The organism is Micromonospora sp. NPDC005324 (assembly GCF_040607155.1).
GTDB lineage: Bacteria > Actinomycetota > Actinomycetes > Mycobacteriales > Micromonosporaceae > Micromonospora > Micromonospora trifolii.
In genome coordinates this window covers 1-15,200 of the sequence record NZ_JBEXGE010000029.1, presented here as the reverse complement: position 1 = coordinate 15,200, position 15,200 = coordinate 1, and the positions used below count along the sequence as shown (strand labels likewise).

At 74.2% G+C, this 15,200-nt stretch carries 15 protein-coding genes; 11 read left to right on the top strand and 4 right to left on the bottom strand.

Annotated features, from left to right (window positions below; translation table 11 throughout):
* Positions 1-84 precede the first annotated feature (84 nt).
* The 3 genes from ABZS40_RS25835 (at position 85) to ABZS40_RS25825 (ending at position 2,080) form a co-directional block, all read left to right on the top strand.
* Positions 85-504 carry a YbaB/EbfC family nucleoid-associated protein gene (locus ABZS40_RS25835; RefSeq protein ID WP_238679132.1) on the top strand — a complete coding sequence of 140 codons (420 nt, stop codon included), beginning with the start codon at positions 85-87 and terminating at the stop codon, positions 502-504.
* Complete coding sequence (locus tag ABZS40_RS25830; protein WP_354946085.1) at positions 501-1,544, top strand: SseB family protein; 1,044 nt, start codon at positions 501-503, stop codon at positions 1,542-1,544. The genes ABZS40_RS25835 and ABZS40_RS25830 overlap by 4 nt, the downstream gene beginning before the upstream one ends.
* Before the next feature lie 344 nt (positions 1,545-1,888).
* Positions 1,889-2,080: a DUF5703 family protein gene (locus tag ABZS40_RS25825; RefSeq protein WP_013734349.1), complete on the top strand. Its 192-nt coding sequence runs from the start codon at positions 1,889-1,891 to the stop codon at positions 2,078-2,080.
* Between the two features lie 51 nt (positions 2,081-2,131).
* Here ABZS40_RS25825 and ABZS40_RS25820 read toward each other — a convergent pair whose 3' ends face one another.
* Both ABZS40_RS25820 and ABZS40_RS25815 read right to left on the bottom strand, forming a co-directional pair.
* Entirely contained in the window at positions 2,132-2,794 is a 663-nt protein-coding gene (locus tag ABZS40_RS25820) for a hypothetical protein (protein WP_354946083.1), read from the bottom strand.
* Positions 2,795-2,852: 58 nt separating this feature from the next.
* Positions 2,853-4,181: a M20/M25/M40 family metallo-hydrolase gene (locus ABZS40_RS25815; protein ID WP_354946082.1), complete on the bottom strand. Its 1,329-nt coding sequence runs from the start codon at positions 4,179-4,181 to the stop codon at positions 2,853-2,855.
* 148 nt (positions 4,182-4,329) lie between these two features.
* Here ABZS40_RS25815 and ABZS40_RS25810 point away from each other — a divergent pair, with 148 nt between their 5' ends.
* The 3 genes from ABZS40_RS25810 (at position 4,330) to ABZS40_RS25800 (ending at position 6,311) form a co-directional block, all read left to right on the top strand.
* Positions 4,330-4,941, top strand: a complete 612-nt coding sequence (locus tag ABZS40_RS25810; RefSeq protein WP_354946080.1) for a hemerythrin domain-containing protein — start codon at positions 4,330-4,332, stop codon at positions 4,939-4,941.
* A gap of 83 nt (positions 4,942-5,024) precedes the next feature.
* Positions 5,025-6,005 (top strand): LysR family transcriptional regulator, encoded by a 981-nt coding sequence (locus ABZS40_RS25805; protein WP_354946078.1) that lies wholly within the window; start codon positions 5,025-5,027, stop codon positions 6,003-6,005.
* A 60-nt stretch (positions 6,006-6,065) separates the two neighbouring features.
* The gene (locus ABZS40_RS25800; RefSeq protein ID WP_238646958.1) at positions 6,066-6,311 is read left to right on the top strand and encodes a hypothetical protein; all 246 of its coding nucleotides are present in this window, start codon (positions 6,066-6,068) and stop codon (positions 6,309-6,311) included.
* Positions 6,312-6,368: 57 nt separating this feature from the next.
* Here ABZS40_RS25800 and ABZS40_RS25795 read toward each other — a convergent pair whose 3' ends face one another.
* Together ABZS40_RS25795 and ABZS40_RS25790 are read right to left on the bottom strand one after the other, a co-directional pair.
* Positions 6,369-6,719 carry a DUF3140 domain-containing protein gene (locus ABZS40_RS25795; RefSeq protein ID WP_238672160.1) on the bottom strand — a complete coding sequence of 117 codons (351 nt, stop codon included), beginning with the start codon at positions 6,717-6,719 and terminating at the stop codon, positions 6,369-6,371.
* Between the two features lie 209 nt (positions 6,720-6,928).
* On the bottom strand, positions 6,929-9,487 hold the full coding sequence (locus ABZS40_RS25790; RefSeq protein ID WP_354946076.1) for an ATP-dependent Clp protease ATP-binding subunit: 2,559 nt from the start codon (positions 9,485-9,487) through the stop codon (positions 6,929-6,931).
* A gap of 141 nt (positions 9,488-9,628) precedes the next feature.
* Here ABZS40_RS25790 and ABZS40_RS25785 point away from each other — a divergent pair, with 141 nt between their 5' ends.
* From ABZS40_RS25785 to ABZS40_RS25765, 5 genes are all read left to right on the top strand, one after another.
* Positions 9,629-10,021, top strand: coding sequence for a hypothetical protein (locus ABZS40_RS25785; protein ID WP_238679125.1), 393 nt, complete (start codon positions 9,629-9,631; stop codon positions 10,019-10,021).
* A gap of 152 nt (positions 10,022-10,173) precedes the next feature.
* The gene (locus ABZS40_RS25780) at positions 10,174-10,434 is read left to right on the top strand and encodes a hypothetical protein (protein WP_030332749.1); all 261 of its coding nucleotides are present in this window, start codon (positions 10,174-10,176) and stop codon (positions 10,432-10,434) included.
* A 6-nt stretch (positions 10,435-10,440) separates the two neighbouring features.
* Entirely contained in the window at positions 10,441-11,634 is a 1,194-nt protein-coding gene (locus tag ABZS40_RS25775) for a hypothetical protein (protein WP_354946075.1), read from the top strand.
* Complete coding sequence (locus tag ABZS40_RS25770) at positions 11,627-14,302, top strand: FtsK/SpoIIIE domain-containing protein (RefSeq protein ID WP_354946074.1); 2,676 nt, start codon at positions 11,627-11,629, stop codon at positions 14,300-14,302. Before ABZS40_RS25775 ends, ABZS40_RS25770 begins: the two co-directional genes overlap by 8 nt.
* Positions 14,299-14,961 carry a hypothetical protein gene (locus ABZS40_RS25765; protein WP_354946073.1) on the top strand — a complete coding sequence of 221 codons (663 nt, stop codon included), beginning with the start codon at positions 14,299-14,301 and terminating at the stop codon, positions 14,959-14,961. Before ABZS40_RS25770 ends, ABZS40_RS25765 begins: the two co-directional genes overlap by 4 nt.
* The last annotated feature ends 239 nt before the right edge of the window (positions 14,962-15,200 follow it).

Below are 15,200 nucleotides of genomic sequence, written 5' to 3'. Positions count from 1 at the left end.
TCCCCCATGAGTCGAGCGCACCGACGATACGATCTCCCGGCCGCCGGGCACCACCCGGTCGCACGATCCACGGGGAGGAATCTCATGACGGACCCGACGTCCGCGTTCGACGCGCTCGCCGGGCGGATCGCCGACATCGAACGCCGGTTCGCGGGCCTCCGCGACGACCTGGCCGAGCTGTCCGGCACCGCGGCCGACGAGAGCGGGCTGGTCTCGGCGACAGTCGACGCCACCGGCGCGCTGATCGGCCTCACCCTCGCGCCCGCCGCCCTGCGCATCGGCACGGAGGGGGTGGCCGAGCTGGTGCTCGACGCGTACCGGCGGGCTCGTGAGGTGGCCTCCGGGCACGTCGACGAGCACACCGAGGGGTTGGACGTCGCGCTCGGCGCTGGGCTCGGCGACCTGTTCGGCACGCCGGGGGACTTCTCGGCGCTGGGCCGACTGGAGGAGACCGTGGCCAAGCTCGGGCGGCTGGACGACCGCCTGCCGGGCGCGCCGGCGTGACGTCGCCGTCGCCGACCTGGCCGGAGATCGCCGCTCGGCTGCGGGACACCGTCGCCCGCTGCGAGCGGGACACCGACCTGGAGCTCTCCGCCGGTTCGCGCGGGATCCGGCTGCTGGTGCGCCGCCAGGTGGTGCGGGTGATCTGCCCCGGCCACGACGAGGCACGCCTGGCCGCGCTCGGCTGGCACCGCCCGACCGGCGACGAGGGCTGGTGGTACGAGGCGGCGCGCACTCCGGAGCAGGTGGAGCGGCTCAGCGCGTTCGTGACGCGTACCGCCGCCGAGGTGTTGACCGACGAGCCCGGCACGCTCTCCTGCCGGGCGCTGCCGCCGGCCGCGCGGCCCGGCCCGGCGGCGGTGCCGGCCGCGCGGCCCCGAACGACGGTGCCGGCTGCTCAGCCTGGACCGGCGGCGCCGGCTGCGCGACCTGGATCGGCGGCGCCGGCTGCTCAGCCTGGACCGGCGGTGCCGGCTGCGCGACCTGGATCGGCGGCGCCGGCTGCTCAGCCTGGACCGGCGGTGCCGGCTGCGCGACCTGGACCGACGGTGCCGGCTGCTCAGCCTGGACCGGCGGCGCCGGCTGCGCGACCTGGATCGGCGGCGCCGGCTGCTCAGCCTGGACCGGCGGTGCCGGCTGCGCGACCTGGATCGGCGCCCGCCGAGGACGCGGAGCCGGCGGTGGTGGCGGTGCTCGCGGCGGCCGTCGACCGGCGTGACCTGCCCGGCTACCTCGGAGTGCTGGCCGGCGCCACCGTGTGCGTCCCCCTCTCCGGCGAACCGACGCCGGATGCCGACTTCCCGTGGACGGTGGTCGGCGACGCGACCGGCGCGCCGCTGCTGCCGGTCTTCACCTCGCCCGGGGCGCTCAACGCGTTCGCCGGGGACGGGGTGCCGTTCGTCGCGTTGCCCTGCGCCGAGCTGTTCGAGGACTGGCCGGACCCGTCCTGGGGGCTGGCGGTCGACCCGGGCAGCGCCCGAGCGGTCGCCCTGGCCGCGCCGGCCCTCGCCGCCCTGCTGACGGCGAACCTCCCCGCTGACTGAGTCCCCGAGCAGCACTGCCTCGCCGATCATGGAGTTGTGGTGGGCGACAAAGCCACCGCAACAAGACCAAACCAGACACCATAACTCCATGATCGACCGGCCGGAGCCGGTCCTCTCCGCGATCTTGCAGTTGCTGTCGCGACATAGGGAGCGTTCCACTCATCTCGGCGACAGAACGTGCAAGATCGGCGCGCGAGGGACCGGACGGGGCACGGGGGGACGGGGGCACGGGGTGGCACGGGGGGCACGGGGCGGGACGGGGCGGGACGGGGCGCCCGCGGTGGCGTCGTTGGTCACTCCGGAGGGGGTGGCGGAGGGGCGCTGGGCTGGGCAGCATGGAGGGCATGGACTACGAGTACGCGCCACTGCGGCTGCCGCCGAACGTCGACCGGTTGACCGCCGCGGCGCAGTTGGCGATCCAGGCGGAGTTCTCCGGATGGGAGTTGGCCCGGGTGCGGCTGTACCGGGACGGCACGCGGCAGGTGGTGCTGCGTCGTCGGCGGGTCAACCAGCCGCAGCCGGGTCTGTCCTACTGACGAGCCGGCGGTGCCGCCCGAGGCCGGAGTCGGCCCCGGGCGGCACCCGGCCTAGTGCTGGTGCCCGGCGTGGTCGTGGTCGTCGTCGAGCTCCAGGAACGGGTGCTCGTCGAGCCGACCGACCAGCCGGTCGTCGGCCGCCGGCTGGAACGGGCCGATCGCGTCGTCGTCGTCGAACGACTCCAGGTCGACCGGGGTGCCCACCTCGCTCACCATGACCACCCCGTCGAGCGGTTCCAACTCGGGGACGTCCAACGCGCCGAGTGAGCCGTCGCCGCTCTGCAGCAGCTCCAGCACCGCCTCGCCGACGCCCTCCACCGGCGCGGGCTCGTCGTCCTCCGGGGTGCCCTCGCGGCGGGCCGCCTCGGCCACCCGCAGCAGCGCGGCGACGCTCGGCACCCGGTAGTCACGACGCTGACGCACCGAGATCACCCGGGGGTGCGGGTCGCTGGCCTCGGCTCCCTCGCCGCCGCCGAAACGCTCGTCGGCCTCGTCCGGGTCGATCGAGTCGACATCCCACGGCGTCACCTCGCCGAAGGCGTCGAGCAGTCGCTCGTCGTACGCGAAGGAGGCGTTGTTCAACGCCACGTACGCCTGCCAGACGTCGTCGTCGTCGACGCGGCCCTGCGCGGCGCGTACGGCAGCCAGGTGGTGGCGGGCCGCTTCGATCACCCGCTCGAGAGCGGCGTCCAGCTCACCATGCTGGTCGGTCATGTGGGGCAGTCCCTTCACGATGGGGAGGTTGCGTGCCGGCGGTCACCGCCGGACACGACTAGCAGGTGCGGAGGAACCGGTCGAGAACCCGCACGCCGAACTGTAGTCCGTCGACCGGAACGCGCTCGTCGATGCCGTGGAACAACGCCGAGAAGTTCAGGTCGGCGGGCAGCCGCAGCGGGGCGAACCCGAAGCAGCGGATGCCGAGCTGCGAGAACGCCTTGGCGTCGGTGCCACCGGAGAGCATGTACGGGACGGGCCGCGCCCCCGGGTCCTCCGCGCGCAGTGCCGCCGACATGGCCTCGACCAGGTCACCGTCGAAGGTGGTCTCCAGCGCCGGCTGCCGCTGGACGTACTCGATAGCGATGTCCGGGCCGACCAGCTCGCGCAGCTGTCGCTCCAGCAGCTCGGACTGGCCGGGCAGGCTGCGGCAGTCGATGGTGGCGGTGGCCCGGCCGGGGATGACGTTGTCCTTGTAGCCGGCGCTCAACCGGGTCGGGTTGGCGGTGTTGCGGATGGTCGCGCCGATGATGTTGGCGATGGGGCCGAGCTTCGCGATGGCCGTCTCCGGGTCGTCCGGGTCCAACTCGATGCCGAGCAGGTCGGAGACCTCGGTCAGGAAGGCCCGCACGGTGTCGGTGACGACCACCGGGAAGCGGTGCCGGCCGATCCGGGCGACCGCCTCGGCGAGCGCGGTGACGGCGTTGTCGTCGTGCATCATCGAACCGTGCCCGGGGCGGCCCTTGGCGTGCAGCCGCAGCCAGTCGATGCCCTTCTCGGCCGTCTCGATGAGGTAGAGCCGCTGGCTGTCGCTGACCGAGTAGGAGAACCCACCGACCTCACCGATCGCCTCGGTGCAGCCGTCGAAGAGGCCCCGGTGGTTGTCGACCAGGAAACGCGCGCCGTAGTCGCTGCCCGCCTCCTCGTCGGCGGTGTACGCCAGCACGATGTCGCGCGGGGGTCGCACGCCGGTGCGCTGCCAGTGCCGCACCACGGCGAGCACCATCGCGTCGAAGTCCTTCATGTCGATCGCGCCCCGGCCCCAGAGGTAGCCGTCGCGCAGCTCGCCGGAGAACGGGTCCACCGACCACTCGTCGGCGTCGGCGGGCACCACGTCCAGGTGGCCGTGCACCAGCAGCGCGCCCCGGCTCGGGTCGGTGCCCGGGATGCGAGCCACGACGTTCGCCCGGCCCGGCGCGGACTCGTGCAGGACGGACTCCACGCCCACCTCGGCGAGCTTCTCCGCCACGTACTCGGCCGCGCGGCGCTCGCCGACGCTGGTGTCGTTGTCACCCGTGTTGGTGGTGTCGATGCGCAGCAGGTCGCGGCAGAGATCCACGACCTCTGCGGTCGGGTCGGGTCGGGCGGAGGCGGCATCGCTCGTCATCGCCTCTTCATACCAGCCCGGGCTGCTCGACAGGCCGGCGCGGGGGGACGCATCGACGGGCCGGTTTCGCCGTGGCCGCGTTCGGGTACCGCCGCCCACGACCGTACGTCCCTGCCGGAGCTTCCGCCCGCCAGTCGAGGAGGGCACCATGTCCGCTGTTCCCCTGCCGCCGCTGCCGCCCGCGCCCGCACCCGAGGAGGGCTACCGACCCGCCGGTCGCAGCATCGCCGACATCGTCGACCGGGAGCACAAGCAACTGCTGGCGCTGCTGGACCAGCTCTCCGGCCCGGACACCACGCCGCAGGAGGGGCTGGCGGTGCTCACCGCCGCGCTGTCGCGGCACGTGTCCGCCGAGGAGCAGTACCTGCTGCCGGCGGTCCGCGCGGCGCTGCCGGCGACCACCGAGCGGGTGGACGCGGAGATCAACGCCGACGCGGCCCTGCTGACCGCGCTGAAGGGGCTGACGGACGAGGCGCTGACCGAGGTCGCCGAGCGGGTCCGCCGGCACGTCGACGGGGTGGGCGCGCTGGTCGCCGAGCTGCGCGCTGTCGCGACCGAGGAGGAGCTGATCCGGCTCGGCAACCGGTTGGAGATCGCCGAGGAGGCCGCGCCGACCCGACCGCACCCGGGCACGCCGGCCACCCCTCCGTGGAACCGGATCGTGGAGCCGGCGGTCGGGGTGGTGGACAAGGTCCTCGACGCGGTGACCCGCCGGCCGACGTACCTGGCGGACCTGCCGGAGCCACCGCGCGACCGGTGACCGGCCACCGCAGGCAATGCATTCATTATCACCGATCCGCTTGGGCTATTCCGCCAGCAGACGCGTAGTCCTACCGTCACCCTATGAACCTGGAGCTGCGTCACCTGCGGGTGGTCTGCGCGATCGCGGAGACGGGAAGTGTGACGAAGGCGGCCTCGGCGCTCGGCCTGGCCCAACCGGCGCTCACCGCCCAGCTCCAACGCATCGAACGGACGCTGGGCGGCCCGCTGTTCGACCGGGACCGGCGCGGGGCCCGGCCCACAGCGCTCGGTGAGCTGGTGCTGGCCCGCGCCCGGGTGCTGCTGCCGGCGATGAAGGGCCTGCAGGACGAGGCCGCCCGACTGGCCGGGGCGGGCGACACGTTGCCGTCCTACCGCTTCGGTGGCGTGAACAGCCCGATCCTGGGTCGGATGGTGCACCGGTTGGCAGCCGAGCAGCCGCCCGCCCAGATCACCACGTACGCGTCCTGGTCGGTCGACGAGTTGGCGCAGTTGGTGGCCGGCGGTCGACTGGACTTCGCGCTGGCCGGCGTGTGCGGCGACGCCAGCCCGTCGGCCGGGTTCGGGTTGAGCTGGCAGGAGGTGGCCGTCGACCCGGTGCTGGTGCTGCTGCCGGAGACCCATCCCCTCGCAGCGCAGGACGAGGTACGCCTGGCCGACCTGCGCCACGAGCAGTGGGTCGCCGCGCCGGGCGACGGCTGCTTCGCCGACTGCTTCGCCGCTGCCTGCGCCCGCGCCGGCTTCACCCCCCGCAAGGTGTACGAGACCGACATCCGCGGCTGCGTCGACCTGGTGGAGGCCGAAGTGGCGGTGGCCCTGTGCCAGGCGACGTTCCGCCCGGTGAGCGGTCTGGTCACCCGTCAACTCGCCGGGACGCCGCTGCGCTGGCGGCTACTGCTCGGTTGGCATCCGGACTCCCCCGCCGCTCAGGGAGCGGAGCTGGTGCTGGAGACGGCCAAGGCGGCGTACGTCGACTCGTTGGCGCCGCATCCGGCGTACCTGGCCTGGCTGCCCCGCAACCCGGGCTTCGGCGTCCGACTGCCCACCGGGGTCCGACCGGGCTGAGCTGCCGGTATTCCCGGCCGCTGGCGGTGCGAACCGCCGTGGGCCGGGTATCTGGCGGACATGACCGACCTCTACCCGCCCGCCGACGACCGCGAACTGCTGCGCCAGGCGGCTGCCGCGCACACCGCCGCCACCCGCGAGGTGGAGGCGTTCCTGCGCCGCCTGCCGACGGTGCCCGACCCGGCCGACGTGACCGAATACGCGAACCTGCTCACCCGGGAGGACCAGACCCGCGGCGACCGGGACGCCGCCGCCGACGCGGCGGGCCTGACCATCGCGAGCCTGGAGCCCGACCAGGGCCAGTAGCGCGCCGCGACGGCGCCGTCCCGGGTTCGGGACGGCACCGTCGCGGGTGAACCTCGCTCAGAGTTCGACGAGCGGGTCGTGGCCCAGGTCCAGCAGGGAGTGCCGCCAGCTGTCGTCGGCGTTGCCGCGCGACGGCTTGGCGTCCATCAGTTCGCGGATCCGCTCGACCGCCTCCCGCATCACCTCGATGTCCTCCGGGGTGAGGTCCACCTTGCGCTTGTTGAGCACCTTGAGGATCTCCCGGCCGGGCTGGGGCAGGTCCAGGTTCGGGTTCGGGCTGAACGACTCCTCCCCCGAACCCCGGGTCAGCAGCCAGGTCCGCAGCTGCTCCGACGGGACGTTGACCTCGGCGTGGAAGTCCTCCCAGAGCACTTCCACCTCGGGGTCGAGCCGCGCTTCGCGTACCATCTGGTCTCCTCTCGCAGGCGGCGGCCCGGACGTCTCCGGGTCGTCCTGGTCGGTCTTCGGATGCAGGCCCTCCGCGGGCACCCGCGTGCGGCGGGGGTTGGCGGTGGGCGGCGCCAGGATCGGGTCGGGATGGTCGTCCTCGTCCCGGGGTTTCCCGGACTCCGCGCTCCGGTGCGGGTCCTCGTGGTCGTCAGTTCGCGCCGACCCGCTCATCGCGGGTGTGTGGTCGTGGCGGCGGTGTACCCCCGCTCGCCCGCTGTCACGTCGAAGGTGAGAGCGCCGTCGCGGACGTCCACAATGACCTTCTGCCCCGGCGAGATCGCCGACTCCAGCAGCATCCGGGACAGGTGGTTGTCCACCTCCCGCTGGATCACCCGGCGAAGCGGGCGGGCGCCGAACTCCGGCTGGTAGCCGTGCTCGGCCAGCCAGTCGATGCCGGCGGTGGTGAACTCGACCTGGAGGTCCTGGGCGTGCATCCGGCGGCGGGTCTCCTCCAGCAGCAGGGCGGTGATGTCGCGCAGCTGCTCGGCCTCCAGCCGGCGGAAGATGATGACCTCGTCGATGCGGTTGAGGAACTCCGGGCGGAAGTTCTCCTGGAGGCGGCGCATGAGCCGCTCCCGCAGCTCGTTGCTCTCCTGCTCGCTGCCCACGTCGCCGGTGCCGAAGCCGACCGAGCGCTGCGCGCCGGTGATCAGCTCCGAGCCGAGGTTGCTCGTCATGATCAGGACGGTGTTCTTGAAGTTCACGGTGCGACCCTGGCTGTCGGTGAGCCGCCCGTCGTCGAGCACCTGGAGCAGGATGTTGAACACGTCCGGGTGGGCCTTCTCGATCTCGTCGAGCAGCACCACCGCGTACGGGCGGCGACGCACCGCCTCGGTGAGCTGACCGGCCTCCTCGTAGCCGACGTATCCGGGCGGAGCGCCGACCAGCCGGCTGACAGTGTGCCGCTCCTGGAACTCGCTCATGTCCACCCGGACCATCCGGTCCGCCTCGCCGAACAACGCCTCGGCCAGGGCCCGCGCCAACTCGGTCTTGCCGACGCCGGTCGGGCCGAGGAACAGGAAGCTGCCCATCGGCCGCTCCGGGTCGGCCAGCCCGGCCCGGGAACGGCGCACGGCCTCGGCGACCGCGGTGACCGCGTCGTCCTGACCGACCACTCTCTGGTGCAGGTGACCCTCCAGGCGCAGCAGCCGGTCGCGCTCCTCCTCGGTGAGCTGGCTGACCGGAATACCGGTGGCCCGGGAGACCACCTCGGCGATCTCCTTGGGGCCCACCTCGGGCACCTGGGAGCCGGACGCGCCGTCCTCGCCGTTCGCGCGTCGGATGTCCTCCTCCAACTCGGAGATCCGGTCACGCAGCGCGGAAGCCCGCTCGTACTGCTCGTCGGTGACGGCCTGTTCCTTGTCCCGGCGTACCTCGTCGAGTTCCTGCTCCAGCTCGCGCACGTCGGACGCGGGGGTACGGGTCCGCAACCGCACCCGGGCGCCGGCCTGGTCGATGAGGTCGATCGCCTTGTCCGGCAGGAACCGGTCGGTGACGTACCGGTCGGACAGTTCAGCGGCCGAGACCAGCGCCTCGTCGGAGAAGCGCACCTGGTGGTGTGCCTCGTACCGGTCGCGCAGCCCGCGCAGGATGGCGATGGTGTCGTCGACGCTGGGCTCGGGCACCAGCACCGGCTGGAAGCGCCGGGCCAGGGCGGCGTCCTTCTCGATGCTCTTGCGGTACTCGTCCAGCGTCGTCGCGCCGATCACCCGCAGCTCGCCCCGGGCGAGGGCGGGTTTGAGCATGTTGGACGCGTCCATTCCGCCCTCGCTGCCGGCGCCACCGGCTCCGACCAGGGTGTGGATCTCGTCCATGAAGATGATTAGCTCGTCCCGGTGCGCCCGGATCTCGTCGATCACCTTCTTCAGCCGCTCCTCGAAGTCGCCCCGGTAGCGGGTGCCAGCGACCAGACCGGCCAGGTCGAGCTGGACGACCCGTTTGCCGAGCAGGGTCTGCGGCACGTCGCCGTCGCAGATCCGTTCGGCCAGCCCCTCGACGATGGCGGTCTTGCCGACGCCGGCCTCGCCGATCAGCACCGGGTTGTTCTTGGTCCGCCGGGACAGGATCTCCACGGCCTGCTCGATCTCGTCGGCCCGCCCGATCACCGGGTCGATCTGGTCGTTGCGGGCCAGGTCGGTGAGGTCCTGCCCGTACTGGTCCAGGGTGGGGGTGCCGCGGTCCGGCTTCGGCCCGGTCATCGGCCCACGCTCGGCGTTGGCGGCCTGCAACGACTCGGGTTGGATCCGGCCGGCGGCCAGCATCCGCCCGGCCGGCGACTCCGGGTTGAGCGGCAGCGCCATCAGGATGTGCTCGGGGCCGATGTAGTTGGCGCCCATCGCCCGGGACAGCTGATGGGCGTCGAGCAGCGCCCGCTTGGCGGCGGGAGTCAGCGACAGGTTGGGCGGCACCTCCCCGCGCGGCGCGCCGTCGCCCTTTCCGCCGAGGGCGTTGAGCAGGGTGTCCGGGTCGGCGCCGGCCCGGCGTACCAGGTCACGTAGCGGTTCGCGTTGCAGCGCCGCCCAGAGCAGGTGGTCGGTGTCCAGGTCGCTGCTCTGCCGTTGCGCGGCCCGCCGGGCCGCGTCGGCCAGCATCTCCCGGGCGTCGGCCGTCATCAGTCGGGTGATGTCGACCCGGTGCGGCGGTCGGCGCCCTCCCTCGCCCCGGCCGAAGTACCTGGCCAGGAATTCGTCCCACGGGTCGGAGCCGATGTCACCGGGTCCCATCATGTCTGTCCTCCGCGGTAGGGCTCGGCACGGTCGGCAGGGGCTACCCGGCGCGCGCCCCGACAAACGCCGCAGGTGGCGGAGGACCGGCATCCCCGGGAGTGGCGTCGGGTCAGGGCCGGCCGATGGTGGCAGGCTGACGGGATGGATGAGACCCCGCTGCTGATCGTGGATGGCGCCAACGTGGTGGGCTCGCGCCCGAACGGCTGGTGGCGTGATCGTGCCGGGGCCGCGGCCCGGTTGCGCGACTCGCTCGCCCCGGTGGCGAGCGTCGGGTTGCCGGCCCGGCTGACCGCCCCGGTGGAGGTGGTCCTGGTGGTCGAGGGGGCCGCGCGGGACGTGCCGGGCACCGAGGGCGTCCGGGTGGTCTCCGCCGCCGGCTCCGGCGACGACACCGTGGTCGAGCTGGTGGAGGGCGCGCCGCGTCGTCGGCGGCTGGTGGTCACCGCCGACCGGGAGTTGCGCGGGCGGGTGACGGCGCTGGGCGCAGAGGTGTACGGCCCCCGCTGGCTCCGGGAGAACCCGACCAGCAACTGAGAAATTCTCGCACTGGGACTCCCACAGATCGGACTCCCGGCACTTGCGAGGGCCTTCCGGACAGGCGGGCAGGAACACCGACAGGGCGGATGTTCTTTAGGAACCGCCGATAGGCTCTAATGGAGATCTCCCCGCCCCCAGGAGGTTCCGCCGTGGCGAGCGTCGCCGAGCTGAAGGCTGCCATCGATGTCGCCCTCCAACAGATCGGGGACGGGCAGACAGCCGTGCAGGCGGCCGGCGAGAAACTGTCCGAGGCACAGCAGACCCTGGCCGGGGCGCTGGAGGGCAGCGGGCACGAGACGGTGGAGGCGGCCCAGGCGTCGCTGACCCAGGCCAGCCAGGAGCTGGAGGAGTGTCTCGCCGCGACACTTGTCGCGGTGGAGCAGGCGCAGCTCTACGTCTCCACCCTGTAGGCCGCCATGTCCATCATCGAGGATGTCGGCGGGCAGGTCCGCGCCGCCACCGAGGAGTTCCCGGTGGCGCTGCTCGGGCAGGCGCTGGAGAAGTTCGGCCTGGCCGCGGAGCGGCTGCGCTGGGTCCGACAGGAGTCGGCCAACCCGATGGGGGTGCCCGAGCTGTCCGCCGCCACCGAGCACGCCGAGAGCGCCGGCTACGCGCTGCGGGTGGCACAGGAACAGCTGTCGGCCTACCTGACGGCGATCGGGCTCGGCGCGGACGGCGCCCCGGCGCCCCGCCCTGAGCAACGCGCTTCCCGACACGACACGCCACCGGCGTCCGGGCCCACAGCGGCCGCGCCGGAGCCGGCCGAGCAGGTGCGAATGCGCCGCTGGTGGTCGGTGCGGGTGGCCGAGCTGACCGGCGGGCGCGAGGGCGCCGACGACGAGCCCGACGAGCGGGTCGACGACTCCCAGGAGTTGCTGCGCCGGGTGGCGGGTGGTGTCCGCTCCGGCGACCGGGACCGGCTCCGTAAGGAGCTGCGCCGGGCCCCGGCCGACGTGGGGCTGGGCATGGCCGCGCTGGCGCCGCCGCTGCTGCGCGAGCTGGCCGGTGAGCTGCTCGGGCACCCGCCGCGCGCCACCGACCTCGGGCGGCTGCGCGGCGAGTTGGACGGGCGGGTCCGCGACCTGCTGCCCGGGCTGCCGCCCCCGGTGCTGGAGACGCTGCTGACCCGGATGTGCCGGATGCCGCCACCGCGCGCCTCCGGGGAGCCACCGCACGCCGCCGACTCCGCGGTCACCGCCGGGGTGGCGACCGGGCTGCTGCTCGCCCGCCTAGGCCGGGACCTGCCGGCCGGCGGCACGAGAGAACCGGCGGGCGCCAGAGAGCCGGCGGGCACCGGACAACCGGGCGGCGCGGGGCAAGCGGCGCGGGCCGGGCAACCGACGGGCGCGGGGCAACCGACGGGCGCGCAGCAACCGGGCGGGACCGGGCGACCGGGCGCGGTTCCCCGCGCCGGCAGTGCGATGCAGCGGCCGGGCCGCGCCGCCGCGCAGCGCTCCGGTGGCCTGCCACCGCGCGCGGATGAGCTGCCACCGCGCGCGGATGAGCTGCCACTGCGCGCGGATGGGCGGCCGCCGCCCCCCGGTGGGCTGCCCCCGCGCTCGGGCAGCCCCTGGCGGGACGCGCCGACGCGTCGGGGCTCCGATGGCTGACCGGCGCGGTCAGCTGGCCAGCCGGGTCCGGGACACCCTCGCCGAGGCGTTGGGCGCCACCCGTACCCGGCTGTCCGCCGCCCAGGCCGACCTGACCGCCGGGCGCGAACGACTGGCCCGCGTGCAGCGGGCCGCCGCCGCCGTGCCGACGCGGGTGGGCGCCCAACGGGACCGCCGCATCGCCGAGATCGACGCCCGCTACTCCACCCGGATCGCCGAGCTGGCCCGGCGGGCCGCCGACGCGGCCCGCCAGGAGGCGCCCGGCTGCGCGGGGGCCGACTGGGCCGGATGGACGCCGACGCCCGCCCGCCGGGCCGAGCCGCCCGGCTCGCTGCGGGTCGGCACGGTCCGGATCGACGGCGTCGACCCGGTGCCCGCGCTGGTGCCGCTGCTCGACGCCGGGCACGTCCACCTCTCCGGGAACGACCGCGCCGGCTGCGACGCCGTCGTGTCCGCGCTGCTGCTGCGGGCCGTCGGCCGCGCCGACCCCGGGGCGGTACGACTGATCGGGTACGACCCTGATCAGCTCGGCGGCGGACTGGCCGGTTTCGCCCCGTTGGGCACGGCGGGGCTGCTCACCTTCGTCGGCCCGGGCGGGCTGGGCCCGCTGCTGGACGATCTGGTGGAGCAGATCCGCCGGATCAACGAGACGGTCCTCGCCGGCGAGTACGCGTCGCTGCGCGAACTGGCGGCGGCGACCGGCCGGCGACCCGAGCCGTGGCGGGTGGCGGTGCTGCTCGGTGGTGAGGAGCTGAACCGGCACGAGCGCGGGCAACTGGACCGGGTGGTGCGGGCCGGCGCGGCCTGCGGCGTACACCTGGTGGTGCACGGGGTGCCGTTGCCGGAGGATCCGACGGTGACCCGCGTGGTGGCCGGGGTGTCCGGCGCACGGATCGGCGGTTCGGCCGGGCTGCCGGTCCGTCTCGACCCACCGCCACCGGCGACGCTGGTCACCGAGACCTGCCGGGACGTCGCCGCCCGGGTGAACGCGGGCCCCCCGCCGACTCCCTTCACCGACCTGCTGCCCCCGCCCGAGCTGATGTGGCGGGAGGACTCCGCCGACGGGCTGACCGCGCCGATCGGTGAGGGCCCACAGGGCCGGCCGGTGCGGTTGACGCTCGGCGACTACCCACCGCACGCGCTGATCGGCGGGCCGTCCGGCACCGGCAAGACCAACCTGATCTTCGCGTGGATCGGCGCCCTTGCCGCCCGCTACTCCCCCGCCGAGCTGGAGTTCTACCTGCTGGACTTCAAGGAGGGGGTCTCCTTCGCGCGGTTCGCGCAGGGCCGGCGCGACCCGAGTTGGCTGCCGCACATGCGGCTGGTCGGCATCAACGTCAACACCGACCGGGAGTTCGGGCTGGCGCTGCTGCGCTTCCTCGCCGAGGAGCTGCGCCGGCGCGCCGACGCGGCCAAGAAACACGAGGTGACCAAGCTCGCCGAGCTGCGGGCGGTCGACCCGACCGGCCACTGGCCACGCATCGTCGCCGTGGTGGACGAGTTCCAGATGTTGCTGGCCGGCCGGGACGTGGTCGCCCGGGAGGCGGCCGACCTGCTGGAGGACCTGGCCCGCCGCGGCCGGTCCCAGGGCATCCACCTGGTCCTGGCATCGCAGGACGTGCGGGGCATCGAGGCGCTGTGGGGCCGCCCCGCGCTGGTCGCCCAGTTCACCCTGCGCATCGCGTTGCCCAAGGCGCTGCGCATCCTCGCCGAGCGCAACGACGCGGCGCAGTCGCTGCCGCGCTGGCACGCGGTGGTCAACGCCGAGTCGGGCATGGTGGAGGGCAACGAGGTCGCCCGCATCCCGTCGGCCAGCGACTGGGAGACCTGGAGCGGGTTGCAGCACCGGCTGTGGCGGATGCGCGCCCCCGACGCGGCGCCCGCCCGGCTCTTCGACGGCGACGCGATCCCCCGGTTGGCGGACGCCCCGGACTTCCGGGCGCTCGCCGCACCCCCGGACGGGACCGCGCCGCGCAACCCGGTGGCGCTGCTCGGCGAGATCATCGACGTGCAGTCCCGCTCGGCGTCGCTGCGGCTGCCGCGTGCCCCGGGCCGCAACCTCGCGGTGCTCGGGACCCGCGTCGACGAGGCGTGCGCGGTGCTGGACGCGGCGGCCCGGTCGCTGGCCCGCCAGCACCCGCCGGGCACCGCCCGGTTCTCCATCGCCTGCCTCGACCCGGACGCCGACCCGATCGCCCGCGCCCTCTACGACGACCTGGCCGACGACGCCGCCTGGTACGACGAGGAGACCGTCGGCGAGCTGATGGCCGAGACGGCCGACGGGCTCAGCGGCCCGGGAAGCCCGCACTACCTGCTGCTGTTCGCTGTCGACGCGGCAGCGGGTGCGCTGGCCGCCCGCGCGGGTCGGCGTACCGGCCTGGAGCAGCTGCGCCGGATCATGCACGACGGGCCGGAACGACGCACGCACGTGCTGGCCTGGTGGCGGGGTGTGGCCCGGATGCGCGCCGATCTCGGTGGGCCGGCCGCCCGTACCGACCAGATCGGCGCCTGGGTGGCCCTGGACGCGCACGGCGGCGAGCTGGGCTCGTCGCTCTACCCGGGCACCGGCGGCCCGGACTGGTATCCCCGCCCCTGGCGGGGGCTCTTCTTCGACCGGGCGGTCCACCGCACCGGACAGGTGATCATCCCGTATGGACTGACACGATGAACGAACCGGTGACCAGCGAGACGTACGCGGCGCAGCTGCGGCGGCTGGCCGACCTCACCGCGCGGGTGCGCGAGCAGCGCGCGGAGGCGCACACCTGGCACGAGCGGCAGTGTGCTGCTGCCGAGGGGGCCGTCGCCGACGCGGTCGAGCAGCTCCAGAGCGCCGAGGAGGAGCTTGTCGCCGCCCGTGAGCAGCAGGAACGGGTCGACGCGGAGGTGGCCCACCTGTGGCAGCAGGTCCGCTCGCGCCTCGGCGCCCGACGCCTCGGCGGCCCGCCCGCCCCGGCGAACGGCGTCGGGGCCACCGACCCGGTGCTGCTGCTCGCTAAAGCCCGTGACCTGCTCGACCGGGCCGGTCAACCGGGTGAGCTGCCGGGCTCGGTCAACCCGCTGCTCGCGCTCTGCGGGGTGGCCGGCGGTGTGCTGGCGTACGCGCTGGGCGCCGGCGCCCGAGCGCTGGGCGTCGGGTACGGCGGGGACCTGGCGGTCGGACTACCGGTGCTGGCGCTGGTGGTGACGCTGCTCGGGCCGTTGGTCGGCCTGGTGCCGGCCCGGGTGCTGGCCGACCGCCGACACGCGGTGCTCGGCCCCCGACCGATCACTGTGGTCCTCGGCGCAGGTCTGCTGACCACCGTGCTGCTGCTGATCCTCGGCCGCTGACCCCGCGCAGCGCCCGGCTGTGCGCCGGGCCGTGCGCCGGGCCGTGCGCCGGGCCGTGCGCCGGGCCGTGCGCCGGGCCGTGCGCCGGGCCGTGCGCCGGGCCGTGGTCGACTCGGCTTCCTGGAAACCGCGCTGTCCCGGCCTGGCGGTTTCAAGCGGCGGTTGCAACCAGGTGTTTGTGGAGTACCTCGGCTGGATTGTGCCAGTCGAGGGTTTGGCGTGGTCGTCCGTTGAGTTCT